The organism is Nocardia sp. NPDC059228 (genome assembly GCF_042754245.1).
Taxonomy (GTDB): domain Bacteria; phylum Actinomycetota; class Actinomycetes; order Mycobacteriales; family Mycobacteriaceae; genus Nocardia.
Map to the genome: position 1 here is coordinate 88,799 of NZ_JBHZAL010000011.1, position 22,802 is coordinate 111,600.

At 66.6% G+C, this 22,802-nt stretch carries 20 protein-coding genes and 2 tRNA genes; 12 read left to right on the forward strand and 10 right to left on the reverse strand.

Annotated features, from left to right (window positions below):
- Window positions 1–21: 21 nt before the first annotated feature.
- The 3 genes from ACFXKA_RS18850 (at window position 22) to ACFXKA_RS18860 (ending at window position 1,325) form a co-directional block, all read left to right on the forward strand.
- Window positions 22–612: a protoglobin domain-containing protein gene (locus ACFXKA_RS18850; protein WP_379428208.1), complete on the forward strand. Its 591-nt coding sequence runs from the start codon at window positions 22–24 to the stop codon at window positions 610–612.
- Window positions 606–1,202: a MarR family winged helix-turn-helix transcriptional regulator gene (locus tag ACFXKA_RS18855; protein WP_354848978.1), complete on the forward strand. Its 597-nt coding sequence runs from the start codon at window positions 606–608 to the stop codon at window positions 1,200–1,202. Before ACFXKA_RS18850 ends, ACFXKA_RS18855 begins: the two co-directional genes overlap by 7 nt.
- Window positions 1,203–1,252: 50 nt before the next feature.
- Window positions 1,253–1,325: transfer RNA gene (locus ACFXKA_RS18860), tRNA-Ala, on the forward strand.
- A 138-nt stretch (window positions 1,326–1,463) separates the two neighbouring features.
- Here ACFXKA_RS18860 and ACFXKA_RS18865 read toward each other — a convergent pair.
- The 8 genes from ACFXKA_RS18865 to dnaA all read right to left on the reverse strand — a co-directional run bounded on the left by ACFXKA_RS18865 (window position 1,464) and on the right by dnaA (window position 13,952).
- Window positions 1,464–1,537, reverse strand: a tRNA-Ile gene (locus ACFXKA_RS18865).
- A gap of 137 nt (window positions 1,538–1,674) precedes the next feature.
- Window positions 1,675–2,640 (reverse strand): DUF3566 domain-containing protein, encoded by a 966-nt coding sequence (locus ACFXKA_RS18870; RefSeq protein WP_379428209.1) that lies wholly within the window; start codon window positions 2,638–2,640, stop codon window positions 1,675–1,677.
- A 45-nt stretch (window positions 2,641–2,685) separates the two neighbouring features.
- Complete coding sequence (gyrA, locus tag ACFXKA_RS18875) at window positions 2,686–5,199, reverse strand: DNA gyrase subunit A (protein ID WP_354848984.1); 2,514 nt, start codon at window positions 5,197–5,199, stop codon at window positions 2,686–2,688.
- Window positions 5,200–5,277: 78 nt separating this feature from the next.
- Window positions 5,278–7,311, reverse strand: a complete 2,034-nt coding sequence (gene gyrB, locus ACFXKA_RS18880; protein ID WP_354848986.1) for a DNA topoisomerase (ATP-hydrolyzing) subunit B — start codon at window positions 7,309–7,311, stop codon at window positions 5,278–5,280.
- Window positions 7,312–7,734: 423 nt separating this feature from the next.
- On the reverse strand, window positions 7,735–8,343 hold the full coding sequence (locus tag ACFXKA_RS18885; RefSeq protein ID WP_379428210.1) for a DUF721 family protein: 609 nt from the start codon (window positions 8,341–8,343) through the stop codon (window positions 7,735–7,737).
- A 112-nt stretch (window positions 8,344–8,455) separates the two neighbouring features.
- Window positions 8,456–9,640, reverse strand: a complete 1,185-nt coding sequence (gene recF, locus ACFXKA_RS18890; RefSeq protein WP_379428211.1) for a DNA replication/repair protein RecF — start codon at window positions 9,638–9,640, stop codon at window positions 8,456–8,458.
- A 162-nt stretch (window positions 9,641–9,802) separates the two neighbouring features.
- Window positions 9,803–10,972: a DNA polymerase III subunit beta gene (gene dnaN, locus ACFXKA_RS18895; RefSeq protein WP_354848996.1), complete on the reverse strand. Its 1,170-nt coding sequence runs from the start codon at window positions 10,970–10,972 to the stop codon at window positions 9,803–9,805.
- 802 nt (window positions 10,973–11,774) lie between these two features.
- Window positions 11,775–13,952, reverse strand: coding sequence for a chromosomal replication initiator protein DnaA (dnaA, locus tag ACFXKA_RS18900; protein ID WP_379428212.1), 2,178 nt, complete (start codon window positions 13,950–13,952; stop codon window positions 11,775–11,777).
- A 322-nt stretch (window positions 13,953–14,274) separates the two neighbouring features.
- Here dnaA and rpmH point away from each other — a divergent pair, with 322 nt between their 5' ends.
- From rpmH to ACFXKA_RS18945, 9 genes are all read left to right on the forward strand, one after another.
- Window positions 14,275–14,418: a 50S ribosomal protein L34 gene (gene rpmH / locus ACFXKA_RS18905; protein ID WP_033085250.1), complete on the forward strand. Its 144-nt coding sequence runs from the start codon at window positions 14,275–14,277 to the stop codon at window positions 14,416–14,418.
- Window positions 14,419–14,506: 88 nt separating this feature from the next.
- On the forward strand, window positions 14,507–14,878 hold the full coding sequence (gene rnpA, locus ACFXKA_RS18910; RefSeq protein ID WP_354849003.1) for a ribonuclease P protein component: 372 nt from the start codon (window positions 14,507–14,509) through the stop codon (window positions 14,876–14,878).
- Window positions 14,875–15,195, forward strand: coding sequence for a membrane protein insertion efficiency factor YidD (yidD, locus tag ACFXKA_RS18915; RefSeq protein WP_354849007.1), 321 nt, complete (start codon window positions 14,875–14,877; stop codon window positions 15,193–15,195). The genes rnpA and yidD overlap by 4 nt, the downstream gene beginning before the upstream one ends.
- Window positions 15,196–15,199: 4 nt before the next feature.
- Complete coding sequence (yidC, locus tag ACFXKA_RS18920) at window positions 15,200–16,288, forward strand: membrane protein insertase YidC (protein ID WP_354849009.1); 1,089 nt, start codon at window positions 15,200–15,202, stop codon at window positions 16,286–16,288.
- Between the two features lie 30 nt (window positions 16,289–16,318).
- Window positions 16,319–16,855, forward strand: coding sequence for a protein jag (locus ACFXKA_RS18925; protein ID WP_354849012.1), 537 nt, complete (start codon window positions 16,319–16,321; stop codon window positions 16,853–16,855).
- A gap of 157 nt (window positions 16,856–17,012) precedes the next feature.
- A complete protein-coding gene (rsmG, locus tag ACFXKA_RS18930; protein ID WP_379428213.1) occupies window positions 17,013–17,750 on the forward strand; it encodes a 16S rRNA (guanine(527)-N(7))-methyltransferase RsmG in 738 nt (245 codons plus the stop codon).
- Window positions 17,751–18,099: 349 nt separating this feature from the next.
- Window positions 18,100–19,068: a ParA family protein gene (locus ACFXKA_RS18935; protein WP_379428214.1), complete on the forward strand. Its 969-nt coding sequence runs from the start codon at window positions 18,100–18,102 to the stop codon at window positions 19,066–19,068.
- Window positions 19,069–19,119: 51 nt separating this feature from the next.
- Window positions 19,120–20,136: a ParB/RepB/Spo0J family partition protein gene (locus ACFXKA_RS18940; RefSeq protein ID WP_354849021.1), complete on the forward strand. Its 1,017-nt coding sequence runs from the start codon at window positions 19,120–19,122 to the stop codon at window positions 20,134–20,136.
- A 160-nt stretch (window positions 20,137–20,296) separates the two neighbouring features.
- The gene (locus tag ACFXKA_RS18945) at window positions 20,297–21,016 is read left to right on the forward strand and encodes a GNAT family N-acetyltransferase (protein WP_379428215.1); all 720 of its coding nucleotides are present in this window, start codon (window positions 20,297–20,299) and stop codon (window positions 21,014–21,016) included.
- Between the two features lie 94 nt (window positions 21,017–21,110).
- On the opposite strand, the gene ACFXKA_RS18950 is transcribed toward ACFXKA_RS18945, so the two are convergent.
- Both ACFXKA_RS18950 and trxA read right to left on the reverse strand, forming a co-directional pair.
- Entirely contained in the window at window positions 21,111–22,307 is a 1,197-nt protein-coding gene (locus tag ACFXKA_RS18950; RefSeq protein ID WP_354849026.1) for an N-acetylmuramoyl-L-alanine amidase, read from the reverse strand.
- A gap of 144 nt (window positions 22,308–22,451) precedes the next feature.
- Entirely contained in the window at window positions 22,452–22,790 is a 339-nt protein-coding gene (gene trxA, locus ACFXKA_RS18955; RefSeq protein ID WP_354849029.1) for a thioredoxin, read from the reverse strand.
- Window positions 22,791–22,802 lie beyond the last annotated feature (12 nt).

Sequence of the window (22,802 nt, forward strand, 5' to 3'; positions counted from 1 at the left end):
TAGGACTCCTATGGTTTCGGCATGACGATCCCAGCCCCCGCCGGATACACCTACGACAGCCCGAATCTCACGTCCTCCCCGATCTCGCCGGACGAGCTCGCCGAACTCCAGCGGTCGCTGCTGTGGAGCGGCGAGGACGCCGCGGCCCTGCGGCGGGCCGGGGAGATCCTGGTGCCGCAGACCGATCGAATCCTCGACGTCTGGTACGGATTCGTCGGCGCGAACAGCCATCTGGTCGCCGCCTTCGCCGGCGCCGACGGGCAGCCCGATCCGGCGTACCTGGCGGCCGTGCGGGCCCGGTTCGGGCAGTGGATCGCCGATGTGTGCACCCGCGAGTACGACGCGAACTGGCTGGCCTACCAGGAGGAGATCGCGCGCCGCCACCACACCTCCGGCAAGAACCGCACCGATGGGGTGGACTCGCCCGCCACCCACATCCCCCTGCGGCATCTGCTCGCGCTCATCGTGCCGATCACCGTGACGGTCCGCGACTTCCTGGGCGCGACCGGCGCACCCGCCGCCGAGGTCGATGTCATGTATCACGCCTGGTTCAAGGCGATCACCCTGTCGGCGGTGCTTTGGGCCAGGCCGTACAGTCCTGACCTGTGGTGAATGCGGGAGACGACAACGAGGTCGCGGACAAGGTGGTCGCGGCATTGGACCGGATCGCCCGCGGCGTCCGCACCCACCGTCAGGCCATCGCCTCCCGCACCGGTCTGACGCCCCTGCAACTCGAACTACTGCGCACCCTCGCCGACGGCCCGCCGCCGGAACCCCTCACCGGGCTGCTGGCCGCCGAACTCGGGGTCAGCCAGCCCACGGTGTCGGATTCGCTGCTGGCGCTGGAACGCAAGGGTCACGTGGCCCGGCAGCCCGCCCCGGGCGACCGCCGGCGCAGCGCCATCGTCCTCACCCCCGACGGCGCCGAACTGGCCGCCGAGATCCGCGCCGCGGACGACGTGTTGCGCGCCTGCGTCGCGGATCTGCCCGGCGCACAACAGGATCAGACCCTGCGCACCCTGCTCGACCTGATCGCCGGGCTGCTCCGGGCCGGGGTGGTGCAGGTGGCCCGCACCTGCACCACCTGCCGCTTCTACCGCCCGGGCGAGGGGGGTACGCCCCGCTGCGACCTGCTCCAGCAGCCGCTCCCCCCAGGCGACCTCCGCGTCAACTGCCCCGAGCACCAACCGGCAGGCGACTGAGCACGGGGTTTGACCTGGGCCAACCCCGACATGTACCTTCGTGCAGGTCTGGGGCCTTAGCTCAATTGGCAGAGCACTGCCTTTGCAAGGCAGGGGTTAGGGGTTCGATTCCCCTAGGCTCCACGAACGAAAGCCGCAGGTTGCCTCGCAACCTGCGGCTTTTTCGTATTCCGTGCGCGTCGTATCTTGATGCCGCAGTGGCCGAATCGTGAAATGAAAAAAGCCTCCCGGTATTCCGGAAGGCGTTTTCGATCTTTTGAGTGGGCCTAGGAGGACTTGAACCTCCGACCTCTTCGTTATCAGCGAAGCGCTCTAACCGCCTGAGCTATAGGCCCTCAATGGGTGTTCGAAGTGTGTGACTCGAACGAGGCAGAAGATTACCGTACCGGAGCGCCGATAACCAAAACGGCCGGTCAGCGCCCTGCACGGGGCAGGACGGACCGGCCGTAGCGGCGGATCGAAACAGCGGTTTCTAGTCGGGATCGGCCAGGGTGACCTGGATGCCGCCGACCAGATCGGTGCACTGGTTGTAGACGAAGACGCCGACCGTGGACAGCGCCGTCAGCAGCACCACATTGATGAGACCGATCACACCGGCGTAGCCGAAGACCGTGCCCGCGTCGATGAGCGCCGAGGAGCTGTCCGAACTGGAGTCGGTGAAAGTGGAGACGGTGGAGTTCAGGCGCTCCCAGACGCCCATGCCCTCGAGCACCAGGTACAGCAGGCCGACGGCCAGCATCCACACGAAGAACATCGCCACGCTGATCACCAGCGAGACCTTCAGCGTGGACCACGGGTCGATGTGGCGCAGCTGCACGGTGGCGCGCAGCGGCTCACCGGTGGCCGCGGCCTGCGCCACCGCCGCGGGGGCGGACGGCGAGACCGGACCGGCCGGCGCGATCGGCTCCGGCGGCGGCAGCGGGTGCCGCAGCTCGGACAGATCCGGCAGATCCTTGACCAGTTCCGGGCGGGCGATGCTGCGGGTCGGTCCGTCGATGCCGACGGACTTCACCATGGCCGCCTCCTTGCGCGCCGCCTTGGCCGCCAGGTCGGCGGTGGTGCGGGCATTGGAGACGCCGGCATTGAGGCCGCCGCCCTGCAGACCGCCGCCCTTGAGGCTGGCGGTGCTGCCCGGTGTCGGGGCCTGGCCCGGGCGGTACAGGTTGGACTGCGGCTCCCGCTGCGGCAGCTGCGACCAGCCTTCCTGGAAGGGCGAACCGCCCTGGGTGTCCGCGGCCTCCGGTGCCGCAGCATCTGCCGAATTGTTACCTTCCGGCCCGAAATCGCCGGACTGGTCCGACAATTCGGGTGATTGCGGCGCACCGCCGTCGTTCCCGCCGGTCCGCGGAATAGGCCGCGGCGGAATCGGGGACGGGGCGATTCTCTCGGTCACGCCATTGGCATGACCGCGCTGGTCATTCGGCTGATTCGTGGTCAATGGTGAATCCTTCGATCCGTTTGTGCCGCCGCTGCTGTGGTGAAACTACTGCTTCGCCGAACCGCTGGTGTCATCTTCGGCAACCTGGTCGGGCTCATCCGCGTTCCGGGCGATCGCGAGCAAAATATCGCCCTCGCCCAGGTTCATCAACCGCACGCCCTTGGTTTGGCGACCGGCCTTGCGAACCTGGTTCGCCGCGGTGCGAATGACACCGCCACCGGAGGTGATCGCATACAACTCATCGTCATCATTGACGATGAGCGCACCGACCAGATTGCCACGCTTCGCGTCGTACTGGATCGTCAGCACACCCTTGCCGCCGCGACCCTGCGCCGTGTACTCGTCGATGGCCGTGCGCTTGGAGTACCCACCCGCCGTCGCGACCAGCAGATAGATGCCCTCCGCGTCGCGAACGACGTTGAGCGACAACAGTTCATCGTCGGCATTGAAGCGCATGCCCTGCACGCCGGAGGTGGCCCGGCCCATCGGGCGCAGCACCTCGTCATTGGCATTGAAGCGGATGGACTGGCCGTGCGCCGACACCAGCAGCAGATCGTCGTCCGCCGAACACAGTGCCGCACCGACCAATTCGTCCTCATCGCGCAGATTCACCGCCACGATGCCGCCGGTCCGGTTGGAATCGAAGTCGGTCAGCTTGGACTTCTTGACCAGACCCTTGCGGGTGGCCAGCACCAGATAGGGCGCGTCCTCGTAGGACTTGAGCTGAATGACCTGGGCGATCTTCTCGTCCGGCTGGAAGGCGAGCAGGTTCGCCACGTGCTGGCCGCGCGCGGTGCGGTTGGCCTCGGGCAGCTCGTACGCCTTGGCCCGGTACACCCGGCCCTTGTTGGTGAAGAACAACAGCCAGTCGTGGGTGGAGGTGACGAAGAAGTGCTTGACGATGTCGTCCTGCTTGAGACCCGCGCCCTGCACGCCCTTGCCGCCGCGCTTCTGCGAACGGTAGAGGTCGGTCTTGGTGCGCTTGGCGTAGCCGGTCTCGGTGATCGTCACGACCACGTCCTCGCGGGCGATCAGATCCTCGTCCTGCACATCGCCGTCGGCCGCGATGATCTTGGTGCGGCGGTCGTCGCCGTACTTGTCGACGATCTCGGCCAATTCGTCACGGACGATGGCGCGCTGGCGCTCCGGCTTGGCCAGGATGTCGTTGAGGTCCGCGATCTCGGCCTCGATCTTGGCCAACTCGTCGAGGATCTTCTGACGCTCCAGGGCCGACAGGCGGCGCAGCTGCATGTCGAGGATGGCCGTCGCCTGGATCTCGTCGATCTCCAGCAACTGCATCAGGCCGGTGCGCGCGGTCTCGGTGTCGGCCGAGCGGCGGATCAACGCGATCACGGCGTCCAGCTGGTCGAGCGCCTTCACCAGACCGCGCAGGATGTGAGCCCGCTCCTCCGCCTTGCGCAGCAGGTAGCGGGTGCGCCGGATGATGACTTCCAACTGGTGATTCACATACAGCCGGATCATCTGATCCAGGCGCAGCGTGCGCGGCACCTTGTCGACGATCGAGAGCATGTTGCAGCCGAAGGAGGTCTGCAGCTGGGTGTGCTTGTAAAGGTTGTTCAGCACCACCTTGGCGATGGCGTCGCGCTTCACCGTGATGACGATGCGCAGACCGACACGGTCGGACGACTCGTCGTGGATGTCGGAGACACCCGCGATCTTGCCGTCCTTCACCTGCTCGGCGATGGCGTTGATGAAGTTGTCGGTATTGACCTGGTACGGCAGCTCGGTGATGACGATCGTGGTGCGACCCCGGTTGTCCTCCTCGATCTCCACCACACCGCGCATGCGGACCGAACCGCGCCCGGTGGTGTAGGCGTCGATGATGCCCTGGGTGCCCACGATCAGGCCGGCGGTCGGGAAGTCGGGGCCCTTCACGCGCTCGATGCACGCCGCGAGGGTGGCCTCCTCGTCGGCGTCGTGGTTGTCCAGCGCCCAGTAGATGGCCTCGGCCAGCTCGTTCAGGTTGTGCGGCGGGATGTTCGTCGCCATGCCGACGGCGATGCCGTTGGAGCCGTTCATGAGCAGGGCGGGCACCCGGCTCGGCAGAACGGTCGGCTCCTGCGTCTTACCGTCGTAGTTGGGGATGAAATCGACCGTCTCGTGGTCGATTTCGCGCAGCATCTCCATGGCCAGCGGCGTCAGGCGGCACTCCGTGTAACGCATGGCGGCCGCGCCGTCGTTGCCGCGGGAACCGAAGTTGCCCTGGCCGTCGACCAGCGGGTAGCGCAGCGCCCACGGCTGCGCCATGCGCACCAGGGTATCGTAGATCGCGGTGTCACCATGCGGGTGGTAGTTACCCATGGTGTCGGCGACCGGGCGCGCGGACTTCACGTAGCCGCGGTCGGGCCGATACCCGTTGTCGTACATCGCGTACAGGATCCGGCGGTGCACCGGCTTCAGGCCGTCGCGCACCTCCGGCAGCGCGCGGCCCACGATCACGCTCATGGCGTAGTCGATGTAGGAGTTCTGCATCTCCTGCTGGATGTCGACCGGCTCGATGCGGTCGCCACCCGAGGGCGGAAGCGAAGTCTCAGTCATGAATCAGGTCTCCGTCAGAAGTAGGGGTGGTCCTCGCGGCGCGCACGCGGAGGCCGAAAAGGCCTCCGCTGTCGCGAATTACACGTCGAGGAACCGGACGTCCTTGGCGTTCCGAGTGATGAAGCTGCGGCGAGCCTCCACGTCCTCACCCATGAGGATCGAGAACAGCTCATCGGCCGCGGCCGCGTCATCGAGCGTGACCAGACGCAGAACGCGCACGGTCGGATCCATGGTGGTCTCCCACAGCTCCTTCGGGTTCATCTCACCGAGACCCTTGTAGCGCTGGATACCGTCGTCCTTGTTGATCTTCTTACCGGCCGCCAGCCCGCGCTCCAGCAGACCGTCGCGCTCCTTGTCCGAGTACGCGAACTCCGGCTCGGACCGCTGCCACTTCAGTTTGTACAGCGGCGGCATCGCCAGATACACGTGACCGTGCTCGACCAGCGGGCGCATGAAGCGGAACAGCAGGGTCAGCAGCAGCGTCGAGATGTGCTGGCCGTCGACGTCGGCGTCGGCCATCAGCACGATCTTGTGATAGCGCAGCTTGGCGATGTCGAACTCGTCGTGGATGCCGGTGCCGAACGCCGTGATGATCGACTGCACCTCGGTGTTCTTCAGCACGCGGTCGATGCGCGCCTTCTCCACATTGATGATCTTGCCGCGCAGCGGCAGGATCGCCTGGTACATCGAATCACGGCCGGACTTGGCCGAACCACCGGCCGAGTCACCCTCCACGATGTAGATCTCGGACTTGCTCGGATCCTTCGAGCGGCAGTCGGCCAGCTTGCCCGGCAGACCGCCGATATCGGTGGCCGACTTGCGGCGCACCAGCTCACGCGCCTTACGGGCCGCGACCCGCGCCTGCGCCGACGAAACCGCCTTCTGCACAATCGTCTTCGCATCGGCGGGGTTCGCCTCGAACCAGTGCGAGATGTGCTCGTTGCAGGTGCGCTGGACGAAGGACTTCACCTCGGTATTGCCGAGCTTGGTCTTGGTCTGGCCCTCGAACTGCGGGTCGGCGATCTTCACGCTCACGATGGCGGCGAGACCCTCACGGATGTCGTCACCGGTGAGGTTGCCTTCCTTCTCCTTGAGGAGCTTCTTGTCCTTCGCGTACTTGTTCACCACCGTGGTGAGCGCCGCGCGGAAGCCCTCCTCGTGGGTGCCGCCCTCATGGGTGTTGATGGTGTTGGCGAAGGTGTGGACGGACTCGGAGTAGCCCGAGTTCCACTGCATCGCCACCTCGACCTCGTGGCCGGTGCCCTTGCCGGTGAAGCCGACGATCGAGTTGTGGATCGGCGTCTTGGTCCGGTTGATGTGGCGGACGTAGTCCTCGAGACCGCCCGGGTAGTGATAGGTGCGGGTCTTCGTCTTCGGCTCGGCGGCGGGCGCGTTCTCGTCGAGATGCTTGGGCGCCTCGGCGGTTTCGCTCACCACCTCGTCGGTGATGTCGCCCTCGTGGATCCGCTGATCGGTCAGCGTGATGGTGAGGCCCTTGTTCAGGAACGCCATCTCCTGCAGGCGGCGGGCGACCGTCTCGAAGCTGAAGGTGGTGGTCTCGAAGATGTCCGGGTCCGGGAAGAACCGGATGGTGGTGCCGGTCTTCTTGGTCGACTCGCCTTGGATCAGCTTGCCGGGCTTGGCGTCCTTGTACTCCTGGGTCCAGTGGTACCCGCCGTAGTTCACCTCGGCCTCGAGGCGGGTGGACAGCGCGTTCACCACGGAGATGCCGACACCGTGCAGACCACCCGACACCGCATAGGACTCGCCGTCGAACTTGCCGCCGGCGTGCAGCTGGGTCATGACCACCTCGATGGTCGGCACACCCTGCGCATGCATATCGGTGGGGATACCACGACCGTCGTCGACGACCTCGACACCGCCGTCGGCCAGCAGGGTGACGTCGACACGCGTGGCATACCCGGCCATCGCCTCATCGACCGAGTTGTCGACGACCTCCCAGATCAGATGGTGCAGGCCGCGCTCACCGGTGGAGCCGATGTACATGCCGGGGCGCTTGCGAACCGCCTCCAGCCCCTCGAGCACCGTGATCGACGTCGCGCTGTACGACTGATTGCCCTGCTTGGTCGAGCCTTCTGCGTTGGAGTCCATGGCAGCCACTGGTGGGTAGCTCTCCTTACTTGCTGATCCTCCCGGCACAGTGCATGGCACGCGTGGAACCCTCAGACGCTGTCTGCTCGAGTACCCAGACGCTGTCTGCTCGAGAATTACGGGGGCTCACGCGCGGGCGCTGCGGAACGCGCCGGGAGGTATCGCCGCTAGTTACTCCCCCATCCTACTGGTACGACCGACAGAGAACCCACCTATGACACCCCTGAGTGGGCCGTAGGGTCATGAAATCGACCAGCGACATGACCCGTTATGGGTGCGGGGGGTTCCGGAAGCCTCAGCGGGCGATGTGAGCGCGGGCCCGGAGCGGTTTGCGCGAGGGTTCTCCGTGATCTCCGGACGCCGCGCGTGACGATCTCTTCTCGTTCCACGTGAAACAAACGCCGCGGAGCGGGAATTCGCGGCCTACCCGTAGGTGTCGCGCGGGCCCCGGCCCTTGATGTGCCGCTCGCCCTTGCGCCAACTCGGTGCGGTCGGGCCATTGATTCGGAGCTGTTTGACGACGCCGTTGCCGACCGCGGCCGCGATCTTGGCGAGGATCTGGGATTGGAACATGCGCAACTGGGTCGCCCAGGCCGTGGACTCGGCCTGAATGCTCAGCACGCCGTTCTCCAGCGAGATGGGCTGGGCGTGGGACGCGATGTCCTCACCCACCACGCTGGCCCAGCGGCCGAAAACCGTGCCCTCGGCGACCTTGGCCGACCAGCCGCGGCCCTTGGCCAGCTGCATGGCCAGCGCGGAGAGGGTCTGCGGATCGCGCTCGTCCGGATGCGCACCCGACCAGCCGCTGCGTCGCCGCAGGGCACGGACGCCGCCCTTGCGCGGCGAGGCTCGGCCCTGACCCACCGACTTACCGGCCGCGCGCGCCGCCGCGCGTGCTTCTTCGAGGGCGCGCCGAGCCAGGTCGACGCCGCGCAACTCCGGTTCCGGGCCGGTCCCGTCGCTGGATTGGCGCGGGGCAACGGGATTCGCCTCGGGCGGGGTGTGGTCGTTGCCTTCGGTCGGCCCGGCCATCCACAACTCCTTCCACACCTGGGAATCCCGATGATCATCGGCGGTTCGTCACGTGATTCTGCCGTATCGCACCGACGGACTCACCGGCACGACGCACGATTCCGCCACAAGGTCACATGGACGCCGACTCGGCTATCCGGGACGCCCGGTGATCGGCCTCGCCCGTGGTCTCCACCCGCACCGGCGCGGCATCCAGCTCCCGCGGCACGTCCTCGGGCACCGCGGCGGTGATCAGCACCTGCTCGGCGCCGGCGGCGACCGCGGCCAGGGCGGTGCGGCGCCGGCGATCCAGTTCGGCGAACACGTCGTCGAGGATCAGCACCGGATCGGTTCCGGCGGAACGCAGCAGCTGGAAGGCCCCGAGCCGCAATGCCAGGGCGAAGGACCAGGACTCACCGTGACTCGCGAAGCCCTTCGCGGGCGCGGAACCCAGCATCAGATCCAGATCGTCACGGTGCGGGCCGGCCAGGCACACCCCGCGCTCCAGCTCCTTGGGACGTGCCGCGGCCAGCTCCCGCAGCAGGATCGCCTCCAGCGTCTCCTCGTCCTCGGCCTGTGGCGCACGCGCGGGATCCAGGAATTCCGGCGGCAGGCTCGCGCTGCGGTAACCGATTGCGGCGGGCCGGGATTCGGGCGCGATATCTGAATAAGCCTGTGCAAGATGTGGATAAAGGTCGTGTACCAGGCGCAGCCGCTGCGCCAGCAGCACCGCCCCGTGCGCCGCCAGATGGCCGTCCCACACATCGAGGGTGCTCATCTCCGCGCCACGCGCACCCGAACGGGCATTGCGCCCAGCCGTTTTCAACAGCGCCGACCGCTGCCGCAGCACCTTGTCGTAATCCGCGCGCACCCCGGCCAGCCGCGGCAGTCGCGAGGTGGCCAGTTCGTCCAGGAAGCGCCGCCGCTCCCCCGGATCACCGCGCACCAGCGACAGATCCTCCGGCGCGAACAGCACGGTCTGCAGAATCCCCAGGATCTCCCGCGGCCGCCGTACCGGTGAGCGATTGATCTGGGCGCGATTGGCCGTGCCCTGATTCAGCTCGATATCCACCCGCAGCTCGCGGCCGGTATTGACCACCGTCGCACCGATCCGGGCCTTCTGCGCGCCGATCCGGATGAGCGGAGCGTCGGCCGCCACCCGGTGTGAGCCGAGTGTGGACAGATAGCCGATGGCCTCGATCAGGTTGGTCTTGCCGTTCCCATTGGCGCCCAGGAAAACCGTTCCACCGGGCGAAAGTTCGAGTTCGGCGGCCTCCCAGGACCGGAAATCGCGCAGTGACAGCGCACGCACGTGCATCCGGCTAGTCCACCATGCCCGCGATCGGGTTGGGTACCGGCCCCGGATGGGGATACTCGAACGCGCGCGGCGAATCCGCCACGCGCGCCGAGTTTTTCACAGGTTTGTCAACACTGTGCACAGGTACGTCGTCCGCGCCGGGTCGATGGGTTGCCGAACGGCTCAGCCCGGCAACCGCACCGGCATCAGCAGGTAGATGTAGTTGCCGCTGAGGGCCGAGAACGCGCCCGACTCCAGCTGGGCGGGCTCCTCCTCCGGCGCCGGCAGGAACACGGCCGGGCGGCTGGGAGTGGTGAAACCGAAGGTCACCCGGTCCGAATGCGCGGCGGAGAGGCCGTCGAGCAGGTAGCCGGGATTGAAGGCGATGGTCAGCGGCTCACCGCGGAACTCGGCCTCCAGCCACTCCTCGGCGCGGCCGGCGTCGTCGCCACCGGCGGAGAGCAGCAGGCCCTCCTCGGAGAACTCCAGCCGCACCTGGGCGCCGCGCTCGGCCACCAGGGCCACACGCTTGATGGCCTCGGTCAGCGCGTTCACGGCGAGGGTGGCGATGGAGGTGTGTTCCTTGGGGAGCAACTGGCGGAACTTGGGGAATTCCGCGTCGAGCAGACGCGTGGTGGTGCGGCGGCCGCCGTTCACGATGCCCAGCAGGCCGTCGGTGCCGGTACCGAACGCCAGCTGCACCGGCTGATCGGACGCACCGAGGGTCTTCGCGGACTCGGACAGGGTGCGCGCCGGGACCAGCACCGCGGTCTCCACATCGGCTCGGCCCGGCTGCCATTCCAGCTCGCGGACGGCGAGACGGAAGCGGTCGGTCGCGGCCAGGACCACCTTGGGGCCCTCGATCTCGACGCGGATACCGGTGAGCATGGGGAGGGTGTCGTCACGGCCGGCGGCCACGGCCACCTGGGAGACCGCCTCGGAGAACAGGTCCACGGCGAGCTCACCGGTCTGCGGCGGCAGCTCGGGAAGCTGGGGATAGTCCTCGACCGGCATGGTCGGCAGGGAGAACTTGGCGCTGCCACAGGCGATCAGCACGCGGGTGCCGTCCACCGACACGTCCACCGGCTTGTTGGAGAGTGCCTTGGTGATATCGGCCAGCAGGCGGCCCGACACCAGCACCTGACCCGGACCGGCGACCTCCGCGGCCACCCGCATCTGCGCGGAGACCTCGTAATCGAAACCGGAGACCGTCAGGCCGTCCTCGTCAGCCACGAGAAGCACGCCACCGAGCACAGGCACCGGAGGCCGCGACGGCAGGCTGCGGGCCACCCAGGCTACGGATTCGGCGAAGTCCTCGCGGGCGACCCGAAACTTCATGCTTGCAAGCTCCATCGCCCGGTCTGTCCTCTCCACTGTCGGTCGTTCGGATCTTCGGATCAGTAATCGGCAGTCTCGCACACGGGGCCGACACCAAACCGTACCTGCGCGAGACCGACGTGCCTACGCCGACCCTCCGGCTCGCCACCGGAACTCTGGTGGGCTCTCACGGGCGTTGCCCCTGAACCGCTTCGGCACCGATCCCTTGCCCGTCCTTCTCCTTGCTGCCCGATCGGGTGGGGAGGGGCTGCCCATCGAACCGTGTTCTCCCAACCCGAGATTCCACACACCCTGTTTTAGAAGAACCTTTTCTAGAAGAAGAACTGAAGTAGTAGTAGGTCCTGTTAGTTCTGTGGACTTCGGCCATTCACCCAGGTCGGAGCGTCCGGCGGCGTGTGGATGTCGTCGGGGTGGCTCGAGGATGAACAACGCGTGGCTGTGGAGTTGACCTGCTACTCCACATCTCTCCTCGAGCCATCCTCGAGTTGGTCCCACGTTTCGGGCCATGCTGCGCACATCTGAGCGAAACCGGGGACAACTCGAGGATTCCTCGAGGACCTGACATGGACTCCTCGAGGAATCCACAAGCCGCTGAGCGCATCCGGGCAGGTCAGCCCTCGAGGATGAATCCGCCTGTGGGAACTGTGCACGAAAAGTTGTGCACCCCTGTGCATGACGCCTTGGGGGCAACCCGGTGGACAACAGTGGGATTCCTCGAGGAGTCCACACACTTTCCTCGAGGACTCCTCGAGGAATCCACAACCCCGGAAAACAAAGAACCCCACGTCAGACGACGTGGGGTCCTGTGGACTGTGGATCAGCGCGAACGCTGTTTGATTCGGGCTGTGAGTTCTTGAACCTGGTCGTACACACGCCGCCGCTCGGTCATCTCCTTGCGTACCTTCTTCTCCGCGTACATGACCGTGGTGTGGTCGCGGCCGAAGGCCTGGCCGATCTTGGGCAGGGACAGATCGGTGAGCTCACGGCACAGATACATGGCGATCTGCCGGGCCTGCGCCAGCGGCCGCGCCTTGCCGGGACCGGTCAGCTCCTCCAGCGTGGTGTTGAAGTACTCCGCGGTCACGGCCATGATCGTGGCCGCCGTGATCTCCAGCGTCGCGGTGTCGGGCATCAGATCCCGCAGCACCACCTCGGCCAGCGACAGATCCAGCGGCTGCCCGTTCAGCGACGCGAACGCGGTGACGCGGATCAGCGCGCCCTCCAGCTCGCGAATATTGCGCTCCACCCGGCTGGCGATCAGTTCGAGCACATCGTGCGGCACGTCCAGGCGGTCCATGCGGGCCTTCTTGCGCAGGATCGCGATCCGGGTCTCGAGCTCCGGCGGCTGCACATCGGTGATGAGCCCCCACTCGAACCGGGTGCGCAGCCGCTCCTCCAGCGTCGCCAGCTGCTTGGGCGGTCGGTCGGAGGACACCACGATCTGCTTGTTGGCGTTGTGCAGCGTGTTGAAGGTGTGGAAGAACTCCTCCTGGATACCTTCCTTGCCCTCGATGAACTGGATGTCGTCGACCAGCAGGATGTCGGTCTCCCGGTAGCGGCGCTTGAACGCCACCTTCCGGTCGTCACGCAGCGAGTTGATGAAGTCGTTGGTGAATTCCTCGGTGGACACGTACTTCACCCGCATGCCCGGGAACAGCCGCTGGGCGTAGTGGCCGGCCGCGTGCAACAGGTGCGTCTTGCCCAAACCCGAAGCGCCCCAGACGAACAGCGGATTGTAGGCGCGCGCCGGCGCCTCCGCGATGGCCACCGCCGCGGCATGCGCGAAGCGGTTCGAGGCGCCGATGACGAAGGTGTCGAAGGTGTACTTCGCGTTCAGGCTGGCCGAGGACGGCGCGGGCGCGGGCTCGCGTTCGGGCGTCCGGTTGAAATAGGTCGGCCACGAATTGCGGACATTGACCACCGGCTCGTCGTCGTGCGCCTCGTCCACCGGCCGGCGCGCGGCCGGTTCCTCCGAATAACGCGGCGCGGGTTCGTCCGAATAACGCTGGGGCGCGGGCTCGTCCGAGTACCGCTGCGGGGCGGGTTCATCGGCATAGCGCTGCGGTTCGTCGGAATACCGCTGCGTGGCGGTACGGACGGGTTCGTCCTCGGGATCCGGCGAGAACAGCGACTCCTGCCCGGGCGGCATCGGCGCGCTGCGATGGCTGTCGCGGCGCCGGGGCGGCGCGGGCGGCTCCCCGACCGGCATCGGACGGTCCGGCGCCGGCATCGGCAACTCTTCGGCCATCGGCGGCTGCCCGAATTCCACAGGTGGATAAGCATCGCGCTCGTCATACTCGGCCGGGTAGTCCTGGGGAGGGAGGTAGCGCGGCGCCGCGTACTCCTGCGGACTCGGATACATGGGCTGTGGCCGCTCGCCCAGCGGCGGCTCGGCCGGATACGCGGGCGGCGCGGGTTCGGGTTCGCGCGGGCGCTCGGGCCGGGAGGTCATGCGCGCGTGCCGCGGGGCATTCCCCGAGCGACCGGCGGGCGGATGCTGTTGCGCGCGAATACGCACGCCCAGGCCCTCGACCTGGAGACCGCGACGGGCCAGGGATCGCAGAATGAGCTCCCGCAGGTCCCGCTCGACCGTCACCTGCGCCATCGTGCCCGGCACCGAGAGCAGGGCGAAGCCCTGCGCGAAGGTGATCGGTTCGATAGTGTTGAGCCACGCCTTGTGGGCCTTGCTGACCGGCTGGATCTCCCCGTCCGCGGAACCACTCGCCAACTCGGCGATCACCTCGGGCCAGACAGCCGTCAGCACATTCTGCTCGTCGTCCACGAACGTAGTCCTCCCCGGATGTAGGTCGATAGGAGCAGACGGTCTGCGCTGCTCGGCTCCCCCAGTCACCGGGCGTCGGCGAGTCACCGTCGGCCCTACGAATATGCCACTCCAGGGGTCTTTCCACACAATTATCCACAGATGTGGACAACCTGGGGATACACGCGACCGCGTGTCTGATTCCTCGAATCCGGCGCGTACCTGCGGGTTCACAGCAATCAGCTGGCAAAGTCAACCGCAGTCGCAGCGAAGGACTGGAAAGGACCGTACACGATGCCCGCGCCGCGACACGAACCCGCAGCAAACGCCACGCGGAACGATCGATCCAGTGCGGAAATCGGGCCTCTACCCCCGAGTTTGACCCTCGTCCAGGGGGTAAGTACCCTTCTACAGTCACCCTGTGGTGCGGTGGCGGCTGTCTGCTGCCCGTGCCGACAAGGGTATTGCGCCGAGAGACCCAGGTCCCTCGAGAGCACTGTTTCACCGACAAGCTTCGGGCGTCACCGGATGCCCACCACCTAGAGGAGTGTTGACCGTGGCCAAGGGCAAGCGGACGTTCCAGCCGAACAACCGTCGTCGGGCGCGCGTCCACGGCTTCCGTCTTCGGATGCGGACCCGTGCGGGTCGTGCCATCGTCTCGGCGCGCCGTGGCAAAGGCCGCGCCAAGCTCACGGCCTGATTCGGTAACCCCCGGATGCGGCGTCGTATGTACGACTCGCCGTCCGGTCTCCGGTCCCCCATCCGCCCGCACTCCGCTGGATGCTCAGGTGCTGCCTGAGCCCTACCGGCTGCACCGGCGCATCGACTTTTCCCGGACGGTGCGCCAGGGCCGGCGGATCGGGAGACGGGACCTCGTTGTGCACGTACTGCTACACGATGATCAGTCGAGCGGATCGACCCCGGCCATCCGGGTGGGCGGTCCGCGTTTCGGCTTGATCGTCAGCAAGGCGGTGGGTCCGGCGGTGGTACGCCACCGGGTGGCCCGCCGCCTGCGTCATATCTGCGCAAGCTTGACGGCCGAATTGCCCGGCGGCGCAGACATCGTCATTCGCGCCCTGCCGGGTGCGGCCGGCGCGCCCTCCGACGAACTGCTGCGTCAATTGCACAGCGGTTTGCGCAAGCTCGGCGCTCTGTCATGAACGCCCTGCGCGCCGCTGCCCGGATACCGGCCAAAGCTCTGATATTCCTCATCGAGCTGTATCGGACCTATATCTCCCCCACCCGCATGCCGGTGTGCCGATTCACTCCCTCGTGCAGTGAGTACGCGGTGACGGCGCTGCGCACCCGAGGACTGTTCGTCGGGCTCGGACTGACGGCCGTCCGATTGGCGAAATGTGCGCCCTGGCACCCTGGTGGGTGGGACCCCGTACCGGAGCGCAAGCACCGGCACGCGGCATCAGCTTACGAAGGATCATCGCCCGCGGTGACCGGCGATACGAACGACGGGAGTGCATAGCGCCGTGCTCGACTTCATTTATTACCCGGTGTCGGCCATTCTGTGGTTCTGGCACCAGGCATTCGGGTATGTGCTGGGCAAGAACAGCGGATTCGCCTGGGCACTGGCCGTGGTGTTCCTGGTGTTCACGTTGCGGCTCGTGCTCTACAAGCCGTTCGTGAAGCAGGTGCGCACCACCCGGCAGATGCAGGAGTTGCAGCCCCAGATCAAGGAGCTGCAGAAGAAATACAAGAACGACCGTCAGGAGATGACGGTCCAGATGCAGAAGCTGCAGAAGGAGCACGGCTTCAACCCGCTCATGGGCTGTCTGCCGGTGCTGCTGCAGGTTCCGGTGTTCCTGGGTCTGTTCCACGTGCTGCGGTCGTTCAACCGCACCGGCCACGGGATCGGGCAGCTGGGCATGACGCCCTACGACAATGCCCACACTCCGAACTACATCTTCTCCGCCGCCGACGTTCAGTCCTTCCTGTCCGCCCGGCTCTTCGGCGCTCCCCTCTCGGCCTACATCACCGAGCCCGCCACCGTGCTGCAGTCCTTCGCCGACTACGGCGGCGTGCCGACCAAGCTGTCCATCGCGCTGGTCTCGATTCCGCTCATGGTGATCGCCGGTGTCGCGACCCACATGAACGCCCGCGCCTCGGTGGCCCGGCAGTCCGCGGAGGCCGCGGCCAACCCGCAGGCCGCCATGATGAACAAGATGGCGCTGTACGTCTTCCCGCTCGGTGTGCTCGTGGGTGGTCCGTTCCTCCCCGTCGCCATCCTGATCTACTGGGTCTCCAACAACATCTGGACCTACGGGCAGCAGCACCTCGTCTTCGGCCGCATCGAGAAGGAAGAAGAAGAGAAGAAGCAGGCGGCCCTGGAGCGTCGCGCGCAGAACGCCCCGAAGCCGGGCGCCAAGCCGGTCGACGTCCGCAAGAAGCAGGCGGCCGCCAAGGTCGAGGACGCCCCCGCCGATGCCGTCGAGGGTGGCGTCTCCGATGCGCCGCAGGCGTCGCAGAATGGTGCCAAGCCCGCGCCCGGCGCCCGGCCGAGCACCGGCAAGAAGCGCTCCGGTAATCGTGGCCGCGCCAACCAGAAGCGGCGTCGCTGAGACTTACAACTCCAGATGAAGGAAACAACCATGACTGTTGAAACCGACGGAGGGGAACCCACTGTGACGGCAGCGACTGCGGCACCGGACGCCGCGACCGACGCCGAGGAAGCGCTCATCGAAGAGGGCGAGATCGCCGGCGATTACCTCGAGCAGCTGCTGGATGTGCTCGACTTCGACGGCGATATCGACCTCGATGTCGAGGGGGACCGCGCTGTCGTGAGCATCGACGGCGGCAAGGATCTGGCGAAGCTGGTCGGTCGCCGGGGTGAGGTGCTGGACGCGCTCCAGGAGCTGACCCGGCTGGCCGTGCAGCAGGCGACCGGCGTGCGCAGCCGGCTCATGCTGGATGTCGCGGGCTGGCGCGCCAATCGTCGTTCGGAGCTGAGCGCGCTCGGCACCGAGGCGGCCAAGCGCGTGCTGGAAACCGGTGAGCGTGAAGCCCTCGCTCCCATGACCCCGTTCGAGCGCAAGATCGTCCACGACGCCGTGGCCGCCCTCGACGGTGTGGTGAGCGAGAGCGAAGGCGTGGAGCCGAACCGTCGCGTGGTGGTACTCCCCGCCTGACACGCGGACACGTACGGCAGGGCCCCCGGGTTGCAGAGACCCGGGGGCCCTACGCTTATCTGAAGTCGTCCCCCGTCGCAATTCGCCACCGTGCGAGGGGGTTCGGGGGCACGATCCTCGACAGTCCCCCATGGGTTGGGCAAGTTCGTTCGGAAGGATGTTTCACGTGGAACCTGACACCGAGATGACCGCTCCGGGTCCGGTCGATCCTCCGGCCGCGGCCGCGGTCGTTTTCGGCGATCGGCTCGACAAGGCCCGGCTCTACTACACCGCCCTCGCCACCGCGGGCGTGGAGCGCGGACTGATCGGCCCGCGTGAGGTTCCCCGGCTGTGGGATCGCCACATTCTCAACTGTGCGGTCATCGGTGACCTGATCCCCCACGGCGTCCGCGTGGTCGACATCGGCAGCGGGGCGGGCCTGCCTGGCATCCCGCTCGCCATTGCCCGCCCCGATCTCCGAATCACCTTGGTGGAGCCGCTGCTTCGCCGGACCGTCTTCCTGGCCGAGTTCGTGGCCGAGGCCGGACTCGACAATGTCCTCATTGTGCGCGGCCGGGCCGAGCAGGCCGGTGTGAAGAAGGAGGCGGGCGGCGCGGACATTGTCACCTCCCGTGCGGTCGCTCCCCTGGCGAAGCTGGCGGGGTGGTCCATGCCGCTGGTCCACGAACACGGACGGATGCTGGCGCTCAAGGGAATCAGCGCCGCCGAGGAACTCGCGCGCGATCGCGACGACCTGACCAAGGCGGGTGCGGGGCACGCCGAGGTTCTGGAATGCGGTGTGGGAGTGCTCGAGACGCCGACCTATGTCATCAGCGCTGAACGGTTGGCGCGCGCCGAGCGCCGCGCGGAGCGCAAGGGCGGGGGTCGTGGGACCGGTCGCCCGAAGCGTCACTGACGAAGCTGGGGCAACTCCGGGGTCGCGATGTTTCATGTGAAACATGAAGCCGGTTGCGATCTTTGAGTGGTTTCGCGGGTGAGTTTCCCGACTCGAGGCGTGTCGCGGTGCGAAGCTGTCCGTTCAACTTCCGTATTGTGTCCTCTACTGGCAAGCTAATGAACGTCGAGCGTGAACGACTTCCAGCCGATTCGAGCCAGCCCTCGGTGACAACGCAGCGTCGCGGCCGTTGCTGCCGGGTGCGCGAAATTCTGCTCGGCCATGTGTCTTTGAGTTCTTCGGGTTAGGAGCCTGTATGTCCAACGGTCCGGCGAATGTTTCACGGGAAACAACGTCCCGGGTTCCCGGCATGCTCGATAGCGGTCCCTTCGATACCGACGAGTTCAGCCGTACCCCGTTCGGGAACATCTCCGCTGACACCCCGATTGCCGCCGAGGCGCAACGCGCGAGTCAGGTGCTGTCGGGGACCAATGCCCAGATACCGCGTCCCCGGGAACAGCGCATCATCACCATCGCCAATCAGAAGGGCGGCGTGGGCAAGACCACGACGGCCGTGAATCTGGCTGCCGCGCTCGCCATTCAGGGCATGCGGGTGCTCGTCATCGACCTCGACCCGCAGGGCAATGCCAGCACCGCCCTCGGCATCGAGCACCACTCGGGCATCCCCTCCAGCTACGAACTTCTCATCGGCGAGTGCTCGGTCAGCGACGCCATCCAGCAGAGCCCGCACAATGAACGGCTGCTGTGCATTCCGGCCACCATCGACCTGGCCGGCGCGGAGATCGAACTCGTCTCCATGGTCGCCCGTGAGGGCCGGCTCAAGGCCGCCATCCAGGAGGCCAACCTCGCGGGGTACGACATCGACTACGTCATGATCGACTGCCCGCCGTCGCTGGGTCTGCTCACCGTCAATGCGATGGTCGCCGCCAAGGAGGTGCTGATCCCCATCCAGTGCGAGTACTACGCACTCGAGGGCGTGGGTCAGTTGCTCCGCAATATCGGTCTGGTGCAGGCACATCTGAATCCCGGATTGCACGTCTCCACCGTCGTTCTCACCATGTACGACGGCCGCACCAAGCTCGCCGATCAGGTGGCCGAGGAGGTGCGCTCGCACTTCGGCGACGCGGTGCTGCGCGCGGTCATCCCGCGCAGCGTGAAGGTGTCGGAGGCTCCCGGCTACGGCATGACCGTCCTCGATTACGATCCGGGCTCGCGGGGTGCGATGAGCTACCTCGATGCCGGACGTGAGATCGCGTCGCGTAACTCGGCGCGCCAGACTGCGCCGGCGTCCGTTTCGGACGCACAATCCGGTGTGTAGGTGAATCTCGGTGGCGGTGAACGGTGAACAACGGAAGGGGTCGGTAGGCCGATGAGTCAGGCGAAGAAGGGTGGACTGGGGCGCGGCCTCGCGGCACTGATCCCGACCGGCCCGGCGACCACGCCCGGCGGGCTCGGCAGTGCCGCCGCCAATGTTGTCATCGGCCTGGATCCGGTTGGTCCGCAGCCGGCGTCGGCGTACCTGCATCGGGTTCCCGATCCGGTCGAGTCGGTCGTCGACGGCACGGACGCGGGTGCGGTCTACCGGGAGATCCCGCCGGAGCAGATCGAGCCGAACCCCAAGCAGCCGCGCACCGTCTTCGAAGAAGAGGCGCTCGCCGAACTGGTGCACTCCATCAAGGAATTCGGTCTGATGCAGCCCATCGTGGTGCGTCAGGTCGAGTCCGCACCGGTCCCCCGCTATCAGCTCATCATGGGCGAGCGGCGATGGCGGGCCAGCCAGGAGGCGGGCCTGCCCGCCATCCCGGCCATCGTGCGTGAGACCGCGGACGACTCCATGCTGCGAGACGCGTTGCTGGAGAACATCCATCGGGTGCAGCTGAACCCACTCGAAGAGGCGGCCGCCTATCAGCAGCTGCTGGAGGAGTTCGGCGTCACCCACGAGGAACTGGCCTCGCGCATCGGCCGTTCGCGTCCGGTCGTCACCAATATGATTCGCCTGCTGAAGCTTCCGATTCCGGTGCAGCGCCGGGTGGCGGCCGGCGTGCTGTCGGCCGGGCATGCCCGTGCGGTGCTGGCCCTGGAGGCGGGGGCCGACGCGCAGGAGGCCCTGGCCGCGCGAATCGTGGCAGAGGGCATGTCGGTCCGGGCGACCGAGGAAGCCGTCACCCTGGCGAACCGGAATCCGGATGCGGTCGCTCCCCCGGCGCCCAAACGCAAGCCGATTCAGATGCCGGGTCTGCAGGACGTGGCGGAGCGGTTGTCGGAGTCCTTCGACACCCGCGTGACGGTCAGTCTGGGCAAGCGCAAGGGCAAGATCACGGTCGAGTTCGGATCCATCGATGATCTCGAGCGAATTGTCAGTCTCATGGAGCAGTCGAAGCCCTAGAGTGGGTCCACCCCGAGGGTCACAGTGGAAACGTCACTGTGACGTTCGGGTTCATGGCCCTGGAGAGGCGTAAAGCGTTGATCGCTTATTCTTTTTGGCGAGCACTGTGTGATGCGGCGTGAGTGTGGATGAATCAGACAGCTGGAGGCTGAGCAGAGCGGTGTCGACCAGCGTGACCGCACTTACCCTCGGCGGACTCGACAAACTTCCGGTACATGCGCGGCGGTGCGTGTTCTGGGAGATCGATCCGGCGGTGGCGGCGGATTCCCATAGCTTCAGCGACCCGACCTTCGAGAAGGAGGCCTGGCTCTCCACTGTCATGTTGCAGTGGGGGTCGTGCGGACAGGTCGCCGTGGTGGATGACCGGTCGGCGGGCTGCGCGCTCTATGCGCCGCCCAGCGCGGTGCCGCGTGCCGGCCTCTTCCCCACCTCCCCGGTGAGCCCGGATGCGGTGCTGCTGACCACGCTGAGCGCCGAAATGCCCTACCGCGACACCGACATAGCCCTGCAGCTGATTCAGGCCGTGGTGAGCGATCTGGTGCGCCGCGGCGTGCGGGCCATCGAGGCGTTCGGTATTCGCAAGGATCCGCCGACGACCGCGATGCCGGCCATCGGTTCCATGACCCTGCGCGAGCGGATCGGCACGCCGCGCCGCTTCCCCCCGCCTGCCCCGTCCGGGTGTTCGCCGGAGCAATGCATGATCGAGGCCGACTTCCTGGAGGACGTCGGTTTCAAGGTGGTCGCCTCGCATCATCGATTCCCGCGGCTGCGTCTGGAATTGGATCACGAGCACCTGTGGAAGGAAGACGTCGAGCGGGCGCTCGATCAGCTCCTCGCAGCGGCCGCGCTGACCATGCCCACCCGCATCGCGACGCGGTAGACGGCCGGGGTTCCCACTCCTCCAACACCGAGTCGATTCAAAGCAAAACCCCTCCAGCCCGAATGGGTTGGAGGGGTTTGTTTCATGTGAAACATCAGGGCCGGTCTGCGGCCGCCAGTTCCTCGGCGAGCAGTTCGGCGAATGTGTATGTCCCCGTGGGCTGGTCGTCCTGGCCCAGCAGGTACAGCCGCTTCACGGAGATCAGGATGGCCTCGGCGATCACATCGCGCATGCGCGGGTTGGTCAGCACCGCGGAGTCGTAATCACTGGTCAGGTAGCCGATGTCGACCTGGACGGTCGGCATCTTGGTGAGCCGCAGCAGATCCCAGGTGCGGGCGTGGGTCCGGCAGTCCTGCAATGAGGTTCGTGCCACGATCTCGCGCTGGATGAACCCGGCCAGCACCTGTCCGATCATGGACGTGGAACCGTGCGAGTTGCCGAAGTGGAAGCTGGCTACGCCGCTGGCGGCACCGCTGTCATTGCTGGCGCAGCGCAGCGAGATCATCAGGTCGGCGTCGAAGGTATTGGAGGTCTCGGCCCGCTCGGCGTCGGAGGGGTTGGCGCCCCACGGCCGGGACAGGAAGGTCTCCATACCGGTTGCGGCCATGCGTCCTTCGAGCCGGCTGGCCAGATCCCAGAGGATCTCCGATTCGTAGACGTCACCGAATTCGGTCGGCACCGGGCAGCCCTTGTCGGGTCCGCCCAGACCCGGATCGATGACGATGCGCTTACCGGTGAGCTGCGGCCCGGCCCGGTGCACCACCTCTTCCTCGGCGATGCGGTGCGGGTTGCCGCCGGTGACGCGGGCGCCCAGCAGATCCAGCGAGCGCAGAGTGTCGGGACCGCAGATGCCGTCCGAGGACAGCCCGATCTCGCGCTGGAACGAGGTGAGCGCGTCGTGGGTGTGCGGGCCGAAGTAGCCGTCCACCCGGTGCACGTAGAAGCCCAGATCCTGCAGTCGCCGCTGCAGGGTGGCGACATCGTCGCCGTACAGCGGTGCGGACAGCTGGTAGATGAGGGTCCGCGCGCCGAGGCGGTAGGACGCCTCTTTCAGCGCGCGGTAGGTCGCCGGACCGACCACGCCGTCGACCAGGAGTCCGCGGTGCTGCTGGAAGGCACGCACCGCGGAGTCCAGATCATGGTCGAAGGTCGCGTCGGCGTCCTTCCAGTACTCCCCGATCGGACCCGAGGGGTCGCTGTTGGGGCGGGAATGCAGGAACCCGAGGCTTGCCAGGGTGCTCCGAACCTCTGCTACGGCTGGTCCTGTATCGCCGTGACGAAGTCGGTGCATGCGTGAGAGCCCTTTCCTTCCGCCAACCCGGGTACCCATTCATGCGGCGGTTCACACCTACGCACGACCGGAGCGTCGAACGATTGTTTCAGACCCGGACCGAATTTCGGCAACTGTCGAGTGCAGGCATCCTACGGCGAGTCGTTAAAGAACTTCTTCCAGTTCGCGCAAGAGGGCGGCTTTGCCCTTCGCACCGACGATCCGCTTGGTTTCCTTGCCCCCTTGGAACAGGACCATAGTAGGCAACGACATGATGCCGTAGTGGGCCGCGGTCTCAGGATTGTTGTCGGCGTCCACCTTGGCGATGGTGATCTTGTCCGTGTTGGCGGCGGCGATCTCATCCAGCACCGGTGCGACCATCTTGCACGGGCCGCACCAGGCGGCCCAGAAGTCGACGAGAACGGGCTTCTCGCTGAGCAACACCTCGTCGGCGAACGTGGCGTCGGTCACCGTCTTGGTGGCACCGGTCTTGGCGTCGGACATGCCTAGCTCCTT